General features: G+C 65.3%; 16 protein-coding genes and 1 pseudogene. 14 read left to right on the top strand and 3 right to left on the bottom strand.

Annotated features, from left to right (window positions below; translation table 11 throughout):
- Positions 1 to 13 precede the first annotated feature (13 nt).
- The 6 genes and pseudogenes from HYN69_RS10005 (at position 14) to HYN69_RS09985 (ending at position 5,479) form a co-directional block, all read left to right on the top strand.
- Complete coding sequence (locus HYN69_RS10005) at positions 14 to 964, top strand: ABC transporter permease (RefSeq protein WP_108435614.1); 951 nt, start codon at positions 14 to 16, stop codon at positions 962 to 964.
- Positions 961 to 1,758 (top strand): ABC transporter permease, encoded by a 798-nt coding sequence (locus tag HYN69_RS10000; RefSeq protein WP_108435613.1) that lies wholly within the window; start codon positions 961 to 963, stop codon positions 1,756 to 1,758. Before HYN69_RS10005 ends, HYN69_RS10000 begins: the two co-directional genes overlap by 4 nt.
- Positions 1,759 to 1,804: 46 nt before the next feature.
- Positions 1,805 to 3,130 carry a histidinol dehydrogenase gene (hisD, locus tag HYN69_RS09995; RefSeq protein WP_108435612.1) on the top strand — a complete coding sequence of 442 codons (1,326 nt, stop codon included), beginning with the start codon at positions 1,805 to 1,807 and terminating at the stop codon, positions 3,128 to 3,130.
- A 3-nt stretch (positions 3,131 to 3,133) separates the two neighbouring features.
- A pseudogene (locus HYN69_RS21920) lies at positions 3,134 to 3,466 on the top strand (alcohol dehydrogenase catalytic domain-containing protein); the annotation flags it as partial.
- Positions 3,467 to 3,794: 328 nt separating this feature from the next.
- The gene (locus HYN69_RS21365; RefSeq protein ID WP_230426367.1) at positions 3,795 to 4,193 is read left to right on the top strand and encodes a hypothetical protein; all 399 of its coding nucleotides are present in this window, start codon (positions 3,795 to 3,797) and stop codon (positions 4,191 to 4,193) included.
- Positions 4,190 to 5,479: a hypothetical protein gene (locus HYN69_RS09985; RefSeq protein WP_108435611.1), complete on the top strand. Its 1,290-nt coding sequence runs from the start codon at positions 4,190 to 4,192 to the stop codon at positions 5,477 to 5,479. Before HYN69_RS21365 ends, HYN69_RS09985 begins: the two co-directional genes overlap by 4 nt.
- A gap of 6 nt (positions 5,480 to 5,485) precedes the next feature.
- Here the strand turns inward: HYN69_RS09985 and HYN69_RS09980 are convergent, their stop codons facing one another.
- Positions 5,486 to 5,938 (bottom strand): heme-degrading domain-containing protein, encoded by a 453-nt coding sequence (locus HYN69_RS09980; RefSeq protein WP_108435610.1) that lies wholly within the window; start codon positions 5,936 to 5,938, stop codon positions 5,486 to 5,488.
- Positions 5,939 to 6,064: 126 nt separating this feature from the next.
- A complete protein-coding gene (locus HYN69_RS09975; RefSeq protein ID WP_108437143.1) occupies positions 6,065 to 6,712 on the bottom strand; it encodes a TetR/AcrR family transcriptional regulator in 648 nt (215 codons plus the stop codon).
- Between the two features lie 148 nt (positions 6,713 to 6,860).
- On the opposite strand from HYN69_RS09975, the gene HYN69_RS09970 reads away from it, so the two are divergent.
- From HYN69_RS09970 to HYN69_RS09940, 7 genes are all read left to right on the top strand, one after another.
- Positions 6,861 to 8,111: a Zn-dependent hydrolase gene (locus HYN69_RS09970; protein ID WP_108435609.1), complete on the top strand. Its 1,251-nt coding sequence runs from the start codon at positions 6,861 to 6,863 to the stop codon at positions 8,109 to 8,111.
- 93 nt (positions 8,112 to 8,204) lie between these two features.
- Complete coding sequence (hydA, locus tag HYN69_RS09965) at positions 8,205 to 9,659, top strand: dihydropyrimidinase (RefSeq protein ID WP_174213616.1); 1,455 nt, start codon at positions 8,205 to 8,207, stop codon at positions 9,657 to 9,659.
- Positions 9,660 to 9,815: 156 nt separating this feature from the next.
- On the top strand, positions 9,816 to 10,613 hold the full coding sequence (locus HYN69_RS09960) for an ABC transporter ATP-binding protein (protein ID WP_108435608.1): 798 nt from the start codon (positions 9,816 to 9,818) through the stop codon (positions 10,611 to 10,613).
- Between the two features lie 134 nt (positions 10,614 to 10,747).
- Positions 10,748 to 11,083 (top strand): hypothetical protein, encoded by a 336-nt coding sequence (locus tag HYN69_RS09955; RefSeq protein ID WP_108435607.1) that lies wholly within the window; start codon positions 10,748 to 10,750, stop codon positions 11,081 to 11,083.
- Entirely contained in the window at positions 11,080 to 11,937 is an 858-nt protein-coding gene (locus HYN69_RS09950; RefSeq protein ID WP_108435606.1) for an ABC transporter permease, read from the top strand. Before HYN69_RS09955 ends, HYN69_RS09950 begins: the two co-directional genes overlap by 4 nt.
- On the top strand, positions 11,934 to 12,779 hold the full coding sequence (locus HYN69_RS09945) for an ABC transporter permease (protein WP_108435605.1): 846 nt from the start codon (positions 11,934 to 11,936) through the stop codon (positions 12,777 to 12,779). The genes HYN69_RS09950 and HYN69_RS09945 overlap by 4 nt, the downstream gene beginning before the upstream one ends.
- Positions 12,780 to 12,828: 49 nt before the next feature.
- A complete protein-coding gene (locus HYN69_RS09940) occupies positions 12,829 to 13,800 on the top strand; it encodes an ABC transporter substrate-binding protein (protein ID WP_108435604.1) in 972 nt (323 codons plus the stop codon).
- Between the two features lie 108 nt (positions 13,801 to 13,908).
- Here HYN69_RS09940 and HYN69_RS09935 read toward each other — a convergent pair whose 3' ends face one another.
- Positions 13,909 to 14,082, bottom strand: coding sequence for a hypothetical protein (locus HYN69_RS09935; RefSeq protein WP_108435603.1), 174 nt, complete (start codon positions 14,080 to 14,082; stop codon positions 13,909 to 13,911).
- Positions 14,083 to 14,473: 391 nt separating this feature from the next.
- Here HYN69_RS09935 and HYN69_RS09925 point away from each other — a divergent pair, with 391 nt between their 5' ends.
- Positions 14,474 to 15,757, top strand: coding sequence for a helix-turn-helix transcriptional regulator (locus tag HYN69_RS09925; RefSeq protein ID WP_108435601.1), 1,284 nt, complete (start codon positions 14,474 to 14,476; stop codon positions 15,755 to 15,757).
- The last annotated feature ends 28 nt before the right edge of the window (positions 15,758 to 15,785 follow it).

Below are 15,785 nucleotides of genomic sequence, written 5' to 3'. Positions count from 1 at the left end.
GACGGACCCGCCGATGCCCCGCCCTGACCAAGAGCCGTTCCGCTATCCGCTGCGCTGGCGTGTCATGGACATGGCCGAGGCGGCGCTCGACCTGTTGTGGCCACGGCGTTTTGCGGCGGCGACGGGGTGGCTGATGGTGCTGCCTGCGCTTTTGCTGGTGGGGTTGCTGGTCGCAGGCATGGTCGAGATCGCGGACAATTCGCTGCGCGTGCTCGACCGTTCGACCTTTCGCCTGTCGGAAGACTACACGCTTGCGAATTACCGCACGGTTATGGAAAGCGCGACCTATGGCGGGGTGATCCTGCGGTCGGTCTGGGCGGCGGCGCTGACGGTGGTCTTTACGCTGGTGCTGGCCTTTCCCTTTGCCTACCTGCTGGTCCGAACGCCCCGGGCCTGGGTGCGAAAGACGCTGCTTGTGGTGCTGTTCCTGCCGTTTTTCATCGGGCAGGTGGTGCGGGCTTATGGTCTGCTGATTATCCTTGGCACCAAGGGCGTGGTCAATCAGGGCTTCGGGCTGGTGGGGATCGAGCCGGTGCGACTGCTGTTCAACTTTCCTGCCGTGGTGTTCGGCGAGGTGCAATACATGCTGCCCTTTGCCGTGTTGATGCTGGCGCCTGCGCTGACCGCCATTCCGCAGGAAACCGAAACGGCGGCGGGTTCGCTGGGGGCCAATTGGATCCGCGTGATGTGGCATGTGACGCTGCCGATGGCCAAGCCCGGTCTGGTGGGGGCGGGGTTGGTGGTGGGGACACTGACGCTGACCGATTTCGCCATTCCGGCGATGCTGGGGGGCGGGTCGCAGGATTTCATCGCCAATGCGATTTACGACCAGTTCTTCCGCACCGCCGATCAGGGGCTGGGGGCGGCGCTGGCGTTGTTGCTGGTGGCGCTGGGGTCGGTGTTCGCGGGGGTGGTGATCGCTGTCTTCGGCGCGGGGACGCTGGGAATGGGGGCACGCAAATGACCAGCCCTTCGCAACGCTTCGTCTTCTGGGGGCTGGTGCTGTTTTCGGTGCTGATCCTGTCACTGCCCACGATCATCGTGGTGGGGGCGTCGTTCACGGCGGGCAATATCATCGCCTTTCCGCCGCAGGGGCTTTCGCTGCAATGGTATGAAAAGATCGCGCTGGCGCGGGATTTGCGGCAGGCCTTCGGGCGGTCATTGATCGTGTCGCTGGTCTGTCTGGCGGTTTCGGTGCCCGTCGGGACTTTGGCGGGGATCGCGCTGACGCGGTACCGGCTGCGCTTTGCGGGGGCTTTGCAGGTTTATCTGCTTTTGCCGTTCACCATTCCGCTGATCGGGTCGGGGATCGGCATGATGCTGGTCTTCGGGCAATGGGGCCTTTTGGGCAGCCTGTGGCCGGTGGGTGTGGCCTGCGCGGTGATCAACCTGCCCTTCATCATCTGGTCGGTGTCGTCGTCGGCGGCGTCGCTCGACCCCGATCTGGAGCTTGCGGCGGCGACCTGCGGGGCGGGGCGGGTGGAGACGTTCTTTCACGTCACGCTTCCCGGTGTGATGCCGGGGATGATTACGGGCGGGCTTTTGATGTTCGTGCTGGCGATGACCGAGTTTCTGGTCAGCCTGCTGTTGACGGATTCGCGCACCGTCACCTTGCCGGTGCAGATCTATAACAACGTGCGCTCGATCATCACGCCCGATCTTGCCGCCGTGTCTTCGGTCTTCGTGCTGCTTGCCTTGGCGGCGGTCTGGCTGCTCGACCGTCTGGTCGGGCTGGAGATTTTTCTGAAATCGAAATGAGGGGCGCGGGCGGGATGGTCTGCGCTGTCGTCTGGAAGGGATCGTCATGGCGCAAGTGAATGTGGTTCGTCTGAAGGGCATGCCGCCCGCCGAGCGGGTGGCGCTGGTCAAACGGTCAGAGGGGGATCTGACCTTTTTCCTCGAACGGGTGCAACCGATCATCGATGCGGTGCGGGCCGAGGGCGATGCCGCGCTGGTGCGCTTCGGGCGCGAGTTGGACAAGGCCGAGGGGCTGACGGCGGCGGGGTTGAAAGCGACGCAAGCCGAGTTCGACGAGGCCTTCGGGCTGGTCGATGCGCGGGTGATCGAGGCGATCCGCTTCGGGATAGAGAACATCCGCGTGTTCCATGAAGAGCAGAAGCCCGAGCCGATGTGGCTGAAGGAAATCCGCCCCGGTGCCTTTGCGGGCGACCGGTTTTTGCCGGTCAATTCGGTGGCGCTTTACGTGCCGCGCGGGAAAGGGGCGTTTCCGTCGGTGACCATGATGACATCGGTTCCTGCCGTGGTGGCGGGGGTGCCGAACATTGCCATCGTCACGCCGCCCGGACCGGGGGGAAAGGTGGATGCGGCGACCTTGGTCGCGGCGCGGATCGCGGGGGTTGAGACGGTCTACAAGGTCGGCGGCGCGCAGGCAGTGGCCGCAGTGGCTTATGGCACCGAAACCGTCCGTAAGGCGCAAAAGATCGTGGGGCCGGGCAGCCCCTGGGTGGTTGCGGCAAAGCGGCTATTGTCGGGGGTGATCGATCCGGGGCTGCCGGCAGGGCCTTCGGAGTGCATCATCCTTGCGGATGGCACGGTTCACGGCGGGCTGGCGGCGCTGGACCTGCTGATCGAGGCAGAGCATGGGCCGGACAGTTCGGCCTGGTTGGTGACGGATTCCGAGTTGGTGGTGCAGCAGGCGCTGGAGGCGCTGCCGCAGCACTGGGCACAGATGACACCGCAGAGGGTCGAGTTCTCGAAGGCCGTGCTGACGGGGCGGTCGGGCGGGATCGTGCTGGCGGAATCGATGGCGGATGCCTGCGCCTTTGTGAATGAATACGCGCCCGAGCATCTGGAGATACTCTCGACCAAGGCGTTCGAATATCTGGGCGAGATCACGGAAGCGGCCGAGATTTTGCTGGGGACGCATACGCCGGTGTCGATTGCCAATTTCGGGCTGGGGCCGAACGCGGTGCTGCCGACCTCGAAGGGGGCGAATACCTATGGGCCGCTTTCGGTGAGCGATTTCATACGGCGCAGTTCGGTTGGGTATGTAACCGAGAAGGGCTATCCGGCCATGGCGGAAACCGCGCATGTGCTGGGAACCTATGAGGGGTTCTCGTCGCATGTGAATGCGGTGGGGCCGATGCGCGAGCGTTATCTGAAAGGCTGAGCGATGCGGGCGGTCCGGCTATATGCCAAGGGGGATTTGCGGGTCGAGGAGATCGCGGCACCTGCGCCTCCGTCTGCGGGCGAGGTGACGCTGGCGGTGACGGCGGCGGGGATTTGCGGGTCTGACTTGCACAATTTCCGCACGGGGGCGTGGATCAGCCGGTCGCCGGTCGTCGCGGGGCATGAATTTACGGGGGTGGTGACCGCGCTGGGCGCGGGCGTTGACCATGTGGCATTGGGCGAGCGGGTGGTGGTGGACAGCCGTGTGACCTGCGGGGTTTGTGCCGCCTGCCGCGACGGGCGCGGGCAGGTGTGCGCGCGGCTGGGGTTTGTGGGCGAGGTGATCGACGGGGGCTTTGCCGAGGCGGTGACCTTGCCCGCGAGGAACGTTTTGCGGGCGATGGCGGGGGTGCCGGACCGGCATCTGGCGATGGCCGAGCCTTTGGCGGTGGCGCTGCATGCGCTGCGGCGGATGGGGTTGCCTGCGGGGGTGCCCTTGGTGGTGGCGGGGGCTGGGCCGATCGGCGGGTTGGTGGCGCTGCTGGCCGCCCGTGCGGGCCATGGCGTAACGGTGATCGACCGCAACCCCGCGCGGGCGGGCGTGGTGCAGGTTCCCCGGCAACGGGGATGGGGGGAATCACCGCAACCCCGCGCGGGCGGGCGTGGTGGCGCGGGTGACGGGGGGCGAGGTGGCCCTGCTGGAAGCCGTTGTGGCGCGGGGGTTCCGTTACGGGATGGACAGCACGGGGCGGGAGGCGGTGATTGCGGCGCTGGTGGAGGGGATCGGCGGCTGCGGGGTGCTGGGGCTGGTCGGGATCGGGCGCGGGGGTGCGGTGGTCGATCCGGTGGCTTTGGTCGAGCGCGAGATTACGGTGGTGGGGTGCCATGCCTTTGGCGGGGAGTTGGCCGAGGTGAACGCGATGCTGCCCGATCTGGCGGGGGTGCTGGATGACTTTGTCGCCGAGACGATCCTGCCGGGGGCGGTACCCGATGCCTATGCGCGCCATATCGCGGGAGAGGTTTCGGGGTTGAAGACAATCATCCTGTGCGGGGGGGTGGCATGAGCCTGTCGCGGACGGCAGAGATACGGGCTGTGGCGGCGCAGGACAGGGCGGCGGCAGAGCGGATGCTGGAAGAGTTCATCGCGGGGTTGTTCGGGATTCCGGTGACGGGGCTTGCGATCAACGTCGATCAGTATTCGCTCAATTCGCTCAACGGGTTCTTCCGGTCGGAGGAGCGCGACTTTTTCTTCAAGTTCCATCAAGAGGAAGGCGAAGACGCGATGCGGGGCGAGTATTACCGCGCCGAGATCTTGTCGAATGCCGGTTTGCCGGTGGATCAGCCGGTTTACATCTCGACCCTGCCGGGCGAGCAGGTGCTGGTCTATGCCCGCCGCGCCGATCCGCGCTTTTCGGATGTGCTCTTTGCTTTGGACCAGAGCGGGGACGAGGCGGCGGTAGACCGGGCTGTAGCGGCAGAGGCGCGGCTGAACGACCATATCCTGTCTTGCGCCAAGGCCACCTTGCGACCCATCACGCCGGCGGAGTCTGCGGCAGAGCCTGTGCACCGGCTGTTTTACGAACGCATCGTCGATGCGCCCGCGCGGCACTATCCCGGCGGGCGGCTGGCGCGGTTCTATCTGGGGCGCGATTTTGTGTTTCCCGGCGATCTGCGGCTCACCTGGGACCAGATGCGCGATGCAATGCCCGTGATAAACGGCGTTACCCATTCGCGCAGCCTTGGCGCGATGTTCGATCTGGCGCATCGCCGCTACGCGCCCGAGGCGCTGGCCGATGCGGGCGGGATCGTGGCGCATGGCGACGCGCATAACGCCAATGTCTGGTATCTGCGCGGGGGCGATGCAGACCGTCTGGCCTTTTTCGATCCGGCCTTTGCCGGAGACGGCGTGCCCTCGTTGCTGGCAGAGGTGAAATCGACCTTCCACAACGTCTTTGCCCATCCGTGCTGGCTGTATGATCCCGAGATGCTTTCCGGTCGCTTTGGTGCCTCGGTCGCCTATCGCGGCGGGCGGCTGTGCATCGATACCGACTGGCGCCCGTCGCCGGTGCGGATGGCGCTTTTGGAGACCAAGGCTCGGCAGTTCTGGAAGCCGTGGCTGGCGCATCTGGCAGACAAGGCCATGCTGCCCGCCGATTGGGAGGATGTGATCCGGATCGGGCTGTTCCTGTCGCCCACGCTGGTGATGAACCTGAATGCGGGCGACGGGGGGGGAAAGCACAGCCCGCTGTCATCGGCCATCGGCTTTTCCGTCGCGCTGGCGGCAGGGTCGGCCCCGCTGGCGGGGAGCGACATGTTTACCGCTTTCTTCGACCGGGTCCGGCCTGACTGAAGGCCGTTATGCGCCGAGCAGGGTTTCGATCGCGCGGACGGCAAGCGCGTGGTCTTCGGCTTGGGCAAGGCCCGAGACCGTCAGGCAGGCGACCATGCCCGCACCCCTGACCGCGATGGGCACGGCGCCGCCTTGCGGGGCGTAGTCGTCGGTCGAAAGGCCATGCTTGGCAAGGTCTTCGCCCTTGGCCTTCATCGCGTGCTGGGCGTGAAAGCTTGCCTTGCGGAAGGCGAAGGCGGTGTTCGACTTGCGCCGCGCCCAGTTGTCGTTCAGCGGCGTCGCACCGGGAAGCGCGCAGTGGAACAGGCAGCGGTCTTGCGTGCGGATGTCGACGACGATTGCCAGCTTTTCCAGCTTGGCGATGTTGACCACCGTCAAGCCCAGACGCAGGGCGGTTTCCTCGGTAAACTCGGGCAGGATCAGGCGGGCGGCTTCGGCTTCGAATTCGGCGATGTCCATCGTGTCGTCTTTCGCATTTGTTTGCGCCAGCAGAGCGCAGGGAAGGGGGCAAAGGCAAGACCGCGTGACGGTAAGCGTGTTTTATTTCGCGGCTTGCCGGACGGGTCGTAGTTCGGTCAGGCGCGGTCAGGTCGCGCCGATGCCGCGCAGGATGATGGATTTCACCGACGCCTTAGCCTCGCGCCATTGCTGTTCGTTCAGCGGTGTGCCGTGGTTGAGTGTTTCGATCTGGTGGCCGAAATCGGCGTAATGCTGGGTGGTGGCCCAGAGCATGTAAAGCAGGTGGCGCGGGTTGATGGGGGACATCTTGCCCTGGTCGATCCAGCCCTGGATCACGGCGATGCGGCCATCGGTCCAGTCTTTCAGCGTGGTTTCGAGGTAGTCCTGAATGACGGGGGCACCTTGCATCACCTCGGCCGCCCAGACCTTGGACCCGTGCGGATGGCTGCGCGAGATTTCCATCTTGGCGTCGATATAGCCGCCGATGCCTGTGGCCGGATCGTCTGCGCCGTCGAAGCTGGAGGCCGCATCGAGCCAGATTTCGAAGATCTGCTGCACCACGCGGCGGTAGAGGGCTTCCTTGGTTGGAAAGTAGTAATGCAGGTTGGCTTTGGGCAATCCGGCCATGTCGGCGATCAGTTGCATCGTGGCCCCGCCAAAGCCCGCCTCGGCAAAGACGCGTTCGGCGGCGTCGAGGATCACGCGCTCGTTCTCGCGCCTGATTTCTGTGCGGCGGGCGGTTTTGATGCGCGTGATTTGGGCAGGTTGGGTCATCGGCCTTTGGACATTTTCGTTGACCATGTGGTCAGGTTGTGCTGCGCTGCGATTTGACCATACGGTCAGGAAACGAGTCGTTCAACCGAAGCTTAAACGGCGTGGAACAGGGGCGCAAAAGATGCCCCGCCACAGGGAGACCAGCGATATGTCGGCACCGGGGGAAAACCTGCGGATCAATTCGGCGCGGCTGTGGGACAGCCTGATGGAAATGGCGCTGGTCGGTCCGGGCGTGGCGGGGGGCTGTAACCGCCAGACCCTGACGGATGCCGACAACGAGGGGCGGCACCTGTTCAAGCGCTGGTGCGAGGCTGCGGGCATGACCATGGGCGTCGACACCATGGGCAATATGTTCGCCACGCGGGCTGGCACGGATGCCGATGCGCTGCCGGTCTATATGGGCAGCCACCTCGACACCCAGCCTACGGGAGGGAAATATGACGGGGTGCTGGGCGTGCTTGGCGCGCTGGAAGTGGTGCGGTCGATGAATGACCTTGGCATCCGCACCAAACATCCGGTGGTGGTGACGAACTGGACGAACGAGGAGGGCGCGCGGTTTGCGCCCGCCATGCTGGCCAGTGGCGTGTTTGCGGGGCTGCACACCGAGGATTATGCCAAATCGCGGCGCGACCCCGAGGGCAAGCTGTTCGGCGAGGAATTGGCGCGGATCGGCTGGGTGGGGGACGAGCCTGTCGGGGCGCGCAAGATGCATGCGATGCTGGAGTTGCACATCGAGCAGGGGCCGATCTTGGAGGCCGCCGGCAAGACCATCGGGGTCGTCACGCATGGCCAAGGGCTGTGGTGGCTGGAGATCACCCTGACCGGCAAGGATGCCCATACCGGCAGCACGCCGATGGCGATGCGGGTGAACGCAGGGCTTGGCATGGCGCGGATCACCGAACGGGTGCATCAGATCGCCATGAGCCATCAGCCGAACGCGGTGGGCGCGGTGGGGCAGGTGTTCGTGCACCCCAACAGCCGAAACGTGATTCCGGGCAAGGTGGTGTTCACGGTGGATATCCGCTCGCCCGAGCAGGCCAAGCTCGACGCGATGAAGGCCGAGGTGGTGCGGGCGGCGCATGCCGTGGCGGCGGAGCTGGGGCTGGGATGCAGCATCGAGGATGTGGGGCATTTCGACCCCGTGACCTTCGATACGGGTCTGGTGCAGATCGTGCGGCAATCGGCGGAAAAGCTGGGGTATTCGCAGATGGATATCGTATCGGGCGCGGGGCACGATGCCTGCTGGATCAACCGCGTGGCGCCGACCGTGATGGTGATGTGTCCTTGCGTCGACGGGCTGAGCCATAACGAGGCCGAGGAGATCAGCCCCGAATGGGCGGCGGCGGGCACGGATGTGCTGCTGCACGCGGTTCTGGAAGTGGCCGAGGTCGTGTCCTAGGGCCGGCCGCGGGGGCTTCGCGCCCCCGGACCCCCGCGGGATATTTGAGAGACAGAAAATGGGGGCGAGCGCGCCCTTGCAGGGAGAGACGGGATGGCGATGACGATCATCAAGAACGGCACCGTGGTAACAGCGGACCTGTCCTATCGGGCCGATGTGCGGATCGAGGACGGCGTGATCACCGAGATCGGGCAGGGGTTGACCGGGGGCGAGGTGCTGGATGCGACGGGCTGCTATGTGATGCCCGGCGGGATCGACCCGCATACGCATCTGGAGATGCCGTTCATGGGCACCTATAGCGCGGATGACTTCGAGAGCGGCACGCGGGCGGCGCTGTCGGGCGGGACGACTATGGTGGTCGATTTCGTGCTACCGGGGCAGGGGCAGGGGCTGATGGATGCCGCACAGATGTGGCACAACAAATCGGGCCGCGCGCACTGCGATTATAGCTACCACATGGCGGTGACATGGTGGGGCCAGAAGGTCTGGGACGATATGGAGGATACGGTCAAATCCGGCATCACCAGTTTCAAGCACTTCATGGCCTATAAGGGCGCCCTGATGGTGAACGACGACGAGATGTTCCATTCGTTCCGCCGCGTGGGCGATCTGGGGGGCGTGGCGCTGGTCCATGCCGAGAATGGCGATGTGGTGGCGGAACTGACGGCGAAGCTGCTGGCCGAGGGCAATACGGGGCCGGAGGGGCATGCCTATTCGCGGCCTCCGGCGGTAGAGGGCGAGGCGACGAACCGTGCGATCATGATTGCCGATATGGCGGGGGTGCCGCTGTATGTCGTGCATACCAGTTGCGAGGAGGCGCATGAGGCGATCCGCCGCGCGCGGCAGGCCGGAAAGCGGGTTTGGGGCGAGCCTTTGATCCAGCACCTGACGCTTGACGAGAGCGAGTATTTCCACCCCGACTGGGACCATGCCGCGCGGCGCGTGATGAGCCCGCCGTTCCGCAACAAGAGCCATCAGGACAGCCTGTGGGCAGGGTTGCAATCGGGCAGCCTGTCTTGTGTGGCGACCGACCATTGCGCGTTCACCACCGCGCAGAAGCGGTTTGGCGTGGGCAATTTCGCCAAGATCCCGAACGGGACGGGGGGGCTGGAGGACCGCTTGCCGATGCTGTGGACGCATGGCGTGGCGACGGGGCGCCTGACGCCGGAAGAGTTCGTGGCCGTCACCTCGACCAATATCGCCAAGATATTGAACATGTATCCCAAGAAAGGCGCGGTGCTGGTGGGGGCGGATGCCGATCTGGTGGTGCTCGACCCCAAGGCGGAAAAGGTGATTTCGGCAAGCGCGCAGCAATCGGCGATCGATTACAACGTGTTCGAGGGGCAAAAGGTTACGGGCCTGCCGCGCTTTACCCTGACGCGGGGGCATGTGGCGGTGACGGAAGGCAAGGTGACGGGGCGCGAGGGGCATGGCAAGTTCGTCGCCCGCGAGGCACGGCCGAGTGTCAATCGCGCCTTGGCCAAGTGGAAAGACCTGACCGCCCCGCGCCCCGTGGTGCGGACGGGTATTCCGGCGACGGGGGTGTGACGGGGGTGTGACGGGGGCCTGTGTCCTGCGGTGGCGGGGCTGGGACGAGAAGACAGGAAGGCCGAAGGGGGTCTTGGCTCGGGCAGTCGGTGAACGTGGCTGTCGGGAACAGGTTGAAAGCAAGCGCCCCGGAGTCGGGGCGTCAGGTGGGGACGGATGAATAACAGTGTGGATGTGGCTCCGGTGATCGAGGCGAAAGGGCTGGATCTGGTGTTCCAGACCGCCGATGGCCCCGTGCATGCCCTCAAGGATGTAAACCTGACGGTGGGCAAGGGCGAGTTCGTCAGCTTCATCGGGCCTTCGGGCTGTGGAAAGACCACCTTTCTGCGCTGCGTGGCGGCGCTGGAGCATCCCACGGGCGGCACGCTGACGGTGAACGGGATGACGCCCGACGAGGCGCGTATGAAGCGCGCTTACGGCTATGTGTTTCAGGCGGCGGGGCTTTATCCGTGGCGCACGATTGCGGGGAATATCCGGCTGCCCTTGGAGATCATGGGGTTTTCCAAGGCCGAGCAGGACGAGCGGATCGAGCGGGTGCTCGGGCTGGTGGAACTGGCGGGGTTCGGCAAGAAGTTCCCGTGGCAGTTGTCGGGGGGGATGCAGCAGCGGGCGTCGATTGCCCGCGCCTTGGCCTTTGATGCCGATATCTTGCTGATGGACGAACCCTTTGGTGCGCTGGACGAGATCGTGCGCGACCGTCTGAACGAGGAGTTGCTGAAGCTTTGGGCGCGGACGGAAAAGACCATCGGCTTCGTCACCCATTCCATCCCCGAGGCGGTGTATCTGTCGACCAAGATCGTGGTGATGTCCCCGCGTCCGGGGCGGATTACCGATATCATCGACTCGCCACTGCCCAGGGAGCGGCCTTTGGACATTCGCGACAGCCGCGAATTCATCGAGATCGCGCACCGCGTGCGCGAGGGGCTGCGGGCGGGGCATGGCGATGAGGTTTGATAGGATGCGCCTGTGTCTTTCGGGGAGCGCCCCCACCCCGGCCCTCCCCCACGAGGGGGAGGGGGCGGCTTGTCCTGCAAGGTCTCGCCCGTGGGGACTGTCGGATTCGAGTATTTGGGCAAAGGTGAAAGGCCATGAGCGGGGGCGGGTTGGTCTGGCTGGCGGCGGCCATGGCGGCTTTCGTGGCGGCTAATTCGGTGCTGCGGAGCTATGCTTCGTCTGGCGTGATGCTTGCGCTGGCGGGGGCGCTGGGGCTGTTTCTGGTCGGCAACCTGATCATGGTGCGGGTGATGCGCGAGGGCGGGTTGGCGCTGGCGGTGGCGATCTCGTCGGTGGTGCAGCTGGTGCTTCTGGCGCTGATCGGGGTCTTGTGGTTCGGGGAACGGCTGACGCCGGTGCAGGTGACGGGCGTGGCGCTGGGCATTGTGGCGGTCGCCTTGATCGCATGGCCGCAGGGGGGCCGGGTATGAAGCGGGTCTTGCCGGTTCTGGTCGTGATCGGGCTGATCGTTGCGGTCTGGTACGCCGCCGTGGTCTGGATGAACGCGCCTTGGGTGCGCGATCAGGCGGCGCGGGCGGGGGGAACGGTCAGCTTTGCCGAACTGGTGCCTGCGACGATGAACCTTGAACGTCCCGTTTTGCCTGCACCGCATCAGGTGGTGGTGGAACTGGTCAAGGCGACCTTGGGCACGGCGCCTACGTCGAAGCGGAGCCTGATCTATCATGGCTGGATCACGCTTTCGGCCACGATGCTGGGGTTTGTGATCGGCACGGGCCTTGGCGGGCTGCTGGCGGTGGGGATCGTTTACAACCGCGCGATGGACATGAGCGTGCTGCCTTGGGCGATTGCGAGCCAGATGGTGCCCATCGTGGCGCTGGCCCCGATGCTGGCCGCGATCATGAGCACGCTGGGGGCCTCGGCTTTGGTGACCAAGGCGGTGATCTCGGCTTACCTCAGTTTCTTTCCGGTGGTGGTGGGCATGGTCAAGGGGCTTCGCAGCCCGGATGCGATGCAGCTAGATTTGTTGCGGACCTATGCCGCTTCGGGCGGGGCGACGTTCTGGAAGCTGCGGCTGCCGGCGTCGATGCCCTATTTCTTTGCCAGCGCCAAGGTCGGCATCGCGGCCAGTCTGGTGGGGGCCATCGTGGCCGAGTTGAACCAGCCGGCGGGGTTGGGGGCGCGGCTGTTGCAGGGGTCTTACTACGGGCAGACCGTGCAGATCTGGTCGGCGCTGTTCCTGAGCGCCATTCTGGCGGCAGCGATGGTCATGGCGATTGCGGCGGTGGAGCGGGGCACGCTTGTACGGATGGGGATGGCGCGATGATGTGGCTGGTGCTGGCAGGGCTGGCCTGGGCGGGCGGCTGGTGGATCAACGCGCGGATCGCTGGCTCGGCTGCCGGGCGGAGCCACGCGGGGCAGTTGGCGGTGCCGGTGATCTTTGGCCTTGCGGTACTGCTGATATGGGAAGGAATCGTGCGCGGGATTGGCGTGTCTCCGGTGCTGTTGCCGCCGCCTTCGGCGGTGCTGGCGCGGTTTGGCGAAAGCGCGGGGCTCTTGTGGCAGGACTTTGCCCAGACGGCGCTGAAGGGGGCGCTGTCGGGCTATCTGATCGGCTGTGCGGCGGCGGTGCTGACCGCTATCGCCATCGACCGCAGCCCGTTCTTGCAGCGCGGGCTGTTGCCGGTGGGCAATTTCGTGGCGGCGCTGCCCATCGTGGGAACCGCGCCGATCATGGTGATGTGGTTCGGCTTCGACTGGCAGTCGAAGGCGGCGGTGGTGGTGATCATGGTGTTCTTTCCGGTGCTGGTGAACACCGTGGCGGGGCTGAAGGCGAGCGACGCGATGCAGCGCGACCTGATGGCGACATGGTCGGCAAGTTACTGGCAAAGCCTGTTCAAGCTGCGCCTGCCTGCCGCGATGCCCTTTATCTTCAACGGGCTCAAGATCGGCTCGACACTTGCGCTGATCGGGGCGATCGTTGCCGAATTTTTCGGCAGTCCGACGGTGGGCATGGGGTTCCGGATCAACGCATCCATCGGGCAACTGGCGCTGGATATGATCTGGGCGGAAATTGCCGTTGCGGCAGTGGCGGGATCGGCTTTCTATGGGCTGGTGGCTTTGATCGAACGGCGGGTGACGTTCTGGCATCCGTCGCAGAGGGTTTGACGCAAAGGACGGCACCGGACCAACCGGGCCGCATAACACGGAGGTTGAAATGAAGAGATTGTTGACGGCGGCGCTGCTGGCGCTGGGTGCGGGGTCCGCGCAGGCCGAGGATGTGACGCTGCAGTTGAAATGGGTCACGCAGGCCCAGTTCGCGGGCTATTATGTGGCGCAGGCCAAGGGCTTTTACGAGGAAGAGGGGCTGAACGTCACCATCCTGCCCGGTGGTCCGGACGTGGCGCCGACGCAGGTGCTGGCAAGCGGCGGTGCCGATGTGGTGGTGGACTGGATGCCTTCGGCACTGGCTGCGCGCGAAAAGGGTCTGGCGCTGGTCAACATCGCCCAGCCGTTCAAGTCGTCGGGCATGATGCTGACCTGCCTGAAAGAGTCGGGCGTGGCCACCCCTGCCGATTTCAAGGGCAAGACGCTGGGTGTCTGGTTCGGGGGCAACGAATACCCGTTCCTGAACTGGATGAACAAGCTGGGTCTCAAGACCGATGGCAGCGATGTCACGGTGCTCAAGCAGGGCTTCAACGTCGATCCGCTGTTGCAAAAGCAGGCGGCCTGCATCTCGACCATGACCTATAACGAATATTGGCAGGTGATCGACGCAGGCATCAGCCCCGATGACCTGATCACCTTCAAATACGAAGACGAGGGCGTGGCGACGCTGGAAGACGGTCTTTACGTGATGGAAGACAAGCTGGCCGATCCTGCTTTCGAGGAAAAGATGGTCAAGTTCGTCCGCGCTTCGATGAAGGGCTGGAAATATGCCGAGGAGAATTCGGACGAGGCGGCGATGATCGTTCTGGAAAACGACGAGACCGGCGCGCAGACCGAAACCCACCAGAAGCGCATGATGGGCGAGATCGCCAAACTGACCGCAGGGTCGAACGGTGCGCTGGACGAGGCCGATTACAAGCGCACGGTGGCGGCGCTGATGTCGGGCGGGTCGGATCCGGTCATCACCAAGGAACCGGAAGGCGCTTGGTCGCACGCGATCACCGACAAGGCACTGAACTGAGCCTTTGGCGATGGCACTTCGGGAAGGGCGCGGCTTCGGTCGCGCCCTTTTCCTTTTGCGCCCAGCAACAGGCAAGTTGGATGCCCGGACCGATCCGGTCCACTGCGATCAGTCGGTTGTCTTCGGCATAGCCGTTCGTCGGGCAAACAGTCCCCCGGACCGTTTCCTGATCCTCGTCACCTTGCAAAAAAGCGCCTCGAATTGCGCGTGGTTCATCAGCGTCAGCCCGTCCTTCACCGCTGGCCCGGTGAAGCTGTGCTCCTCCAGCCGCTTGTAGGCCATCACCAGCCCTGTGCCGTCCCAATACAAAAGCTTCAGCGGTCCGCCATTGGCGAGGGATGGGCTGGGTCGCCACCATGATCGGCACCCGGTTCGACGGGAATATCACGAGCAGGCCCGAAGTATCTCCGCACGACGGCGCATCGCAGCTTGCGGGTTCAGCGGGAAGGTGCGGGCAGAACAGCGCCTACCGCAGATCCTTGGACCGTGTAGCAGGCAGCCCTCTCTTTCCCTTGCTCTTGTCGGCAAACATCCTCGGCGGGGGCGCGGTGCGCGCCTTGGGGGCAGACAGCCCCCGTTTCGGGCGGCAGCATGCACGGCGAGGGCTTTACGTATGGTTGTAAATCTGCGCCTTGCTTGAAAAGATCGCGCTTGAAACGCGGGGGGGTGAACCATGCCGATGTCGGCCCTTACAGGCACGCGGGTGCGCGAAAGGCGTCTTGCGCTGGGGCTGCGGCAGGCCGAGATCGCGCGGGTTGTGGGGATATCGGCGTCCTACCTCAACCTGATCGAGCATAACCGGCGGCGGGTCGGGGCCGAGGTGCTGGCGGCGCTGGCTGCGGCCTTGGAGGTGCCGGTGGCGCAGCTGGCCGAGGGGGCCGAGGGCGGGCTGGCCGATGATCTGCGGGCGGCTGCGGCGGCGGTCGAGGCCTTGGGCAACGCCGCCCCCGAACTTGACCGTGTGGACGAATTCGCCGGGCGATTTCCGGGTTGGGCCGGGGTTGTTGCGGTGTTGCAGCGGCGGGCCGCGGGATTGGAGCGATCCGTCGAGGCGTTGAACGACCGCATCAGCCATGATCCGCATCTGTCGGCCTCGATCCACGAGGTGCTTTCGGCGCTGGCCTCGGTGCGGTCGACCGCCGCGATACTGGCGGAAACCGAGGATATCGATGCCGCATGGCGCGCCCGGTTCCATCGCAACCTGCATCAGGACAGCGAACGCATGGCGGCGGGGGCCGAGGCGCTGGTCGCATGGCTTGACGGGTCGGAACAGGCCGCGGAAGCGGGGATCGCAGCACCGCTCGACGAGATGGAGGGCTGGCTTGCCGGACGCGGCTGGCAGGTGCCGGAACTCGATGAGGGCGGGGCGGCCAAGCTGGAGGCAGAGATCGCGGGGCTTGCTTCGGGTGCCGCGCGGGATCTTGCGAGGGGGTGGCTGGCGCGGGCGGTGGCGGATGCGGCGGCCTTGCCGATGGCGCGGTTGCTGGAGGTGGCGGGTGGGGTCCCCGATCCGATGCGGATCGCGGTCGACTGCGGCGTTCCTGTCGATCTGGCGTTCCGGCGGCTGGCGCTGATGCCGGGGCGCGGCTTTGGCCTTGTCGTCTGCGACGCCTCGGGCACGCTGTTGTTCCGCCGTCCGGCCGAGGGCTTTCCCTTGCCACGCTTTGGCGCGGCCTGTCCGCTTTGGCCGCTTTACGCAGCCCTTGGCCGTCCGGGCGGCGCCATTGCCGGCGAAGTCGCCGTTGCGGGGCGGCAAGGGCGACGGTTCCATGTTCTTGCCCATGCCGTGACGCGGCACCCGCTGGGCTTTGGCGGGGTGGAACTGCGCGAGGCGTCCATGCTGATCCTGCCCGCAACCGGCAAGGGAGAGGCGGTGACGGTCGGTTCGACCTGCCGTATCTGCCCCCGGCCCGATTGTCCCGCACGGCGCGAACCTTCGATCATCGCACTGGCCTAAAGCGGTTTTGACATGGCTGCCCGTGATG

This window comes from Gemmobacter aquarius (assembly GCF_003060865.1).
GTDB lineage: Bacteria > Pseudomonadota > Alphaproteobacteria > Rhodobacterales > Rhodobacteraceae > Paragemmobacter > Paragemmobacter aquarius.
Note: the sequence above shows the minus strand (reverse complement) of the source record. Positions and strands in the feature narration are given on the sequence as shown.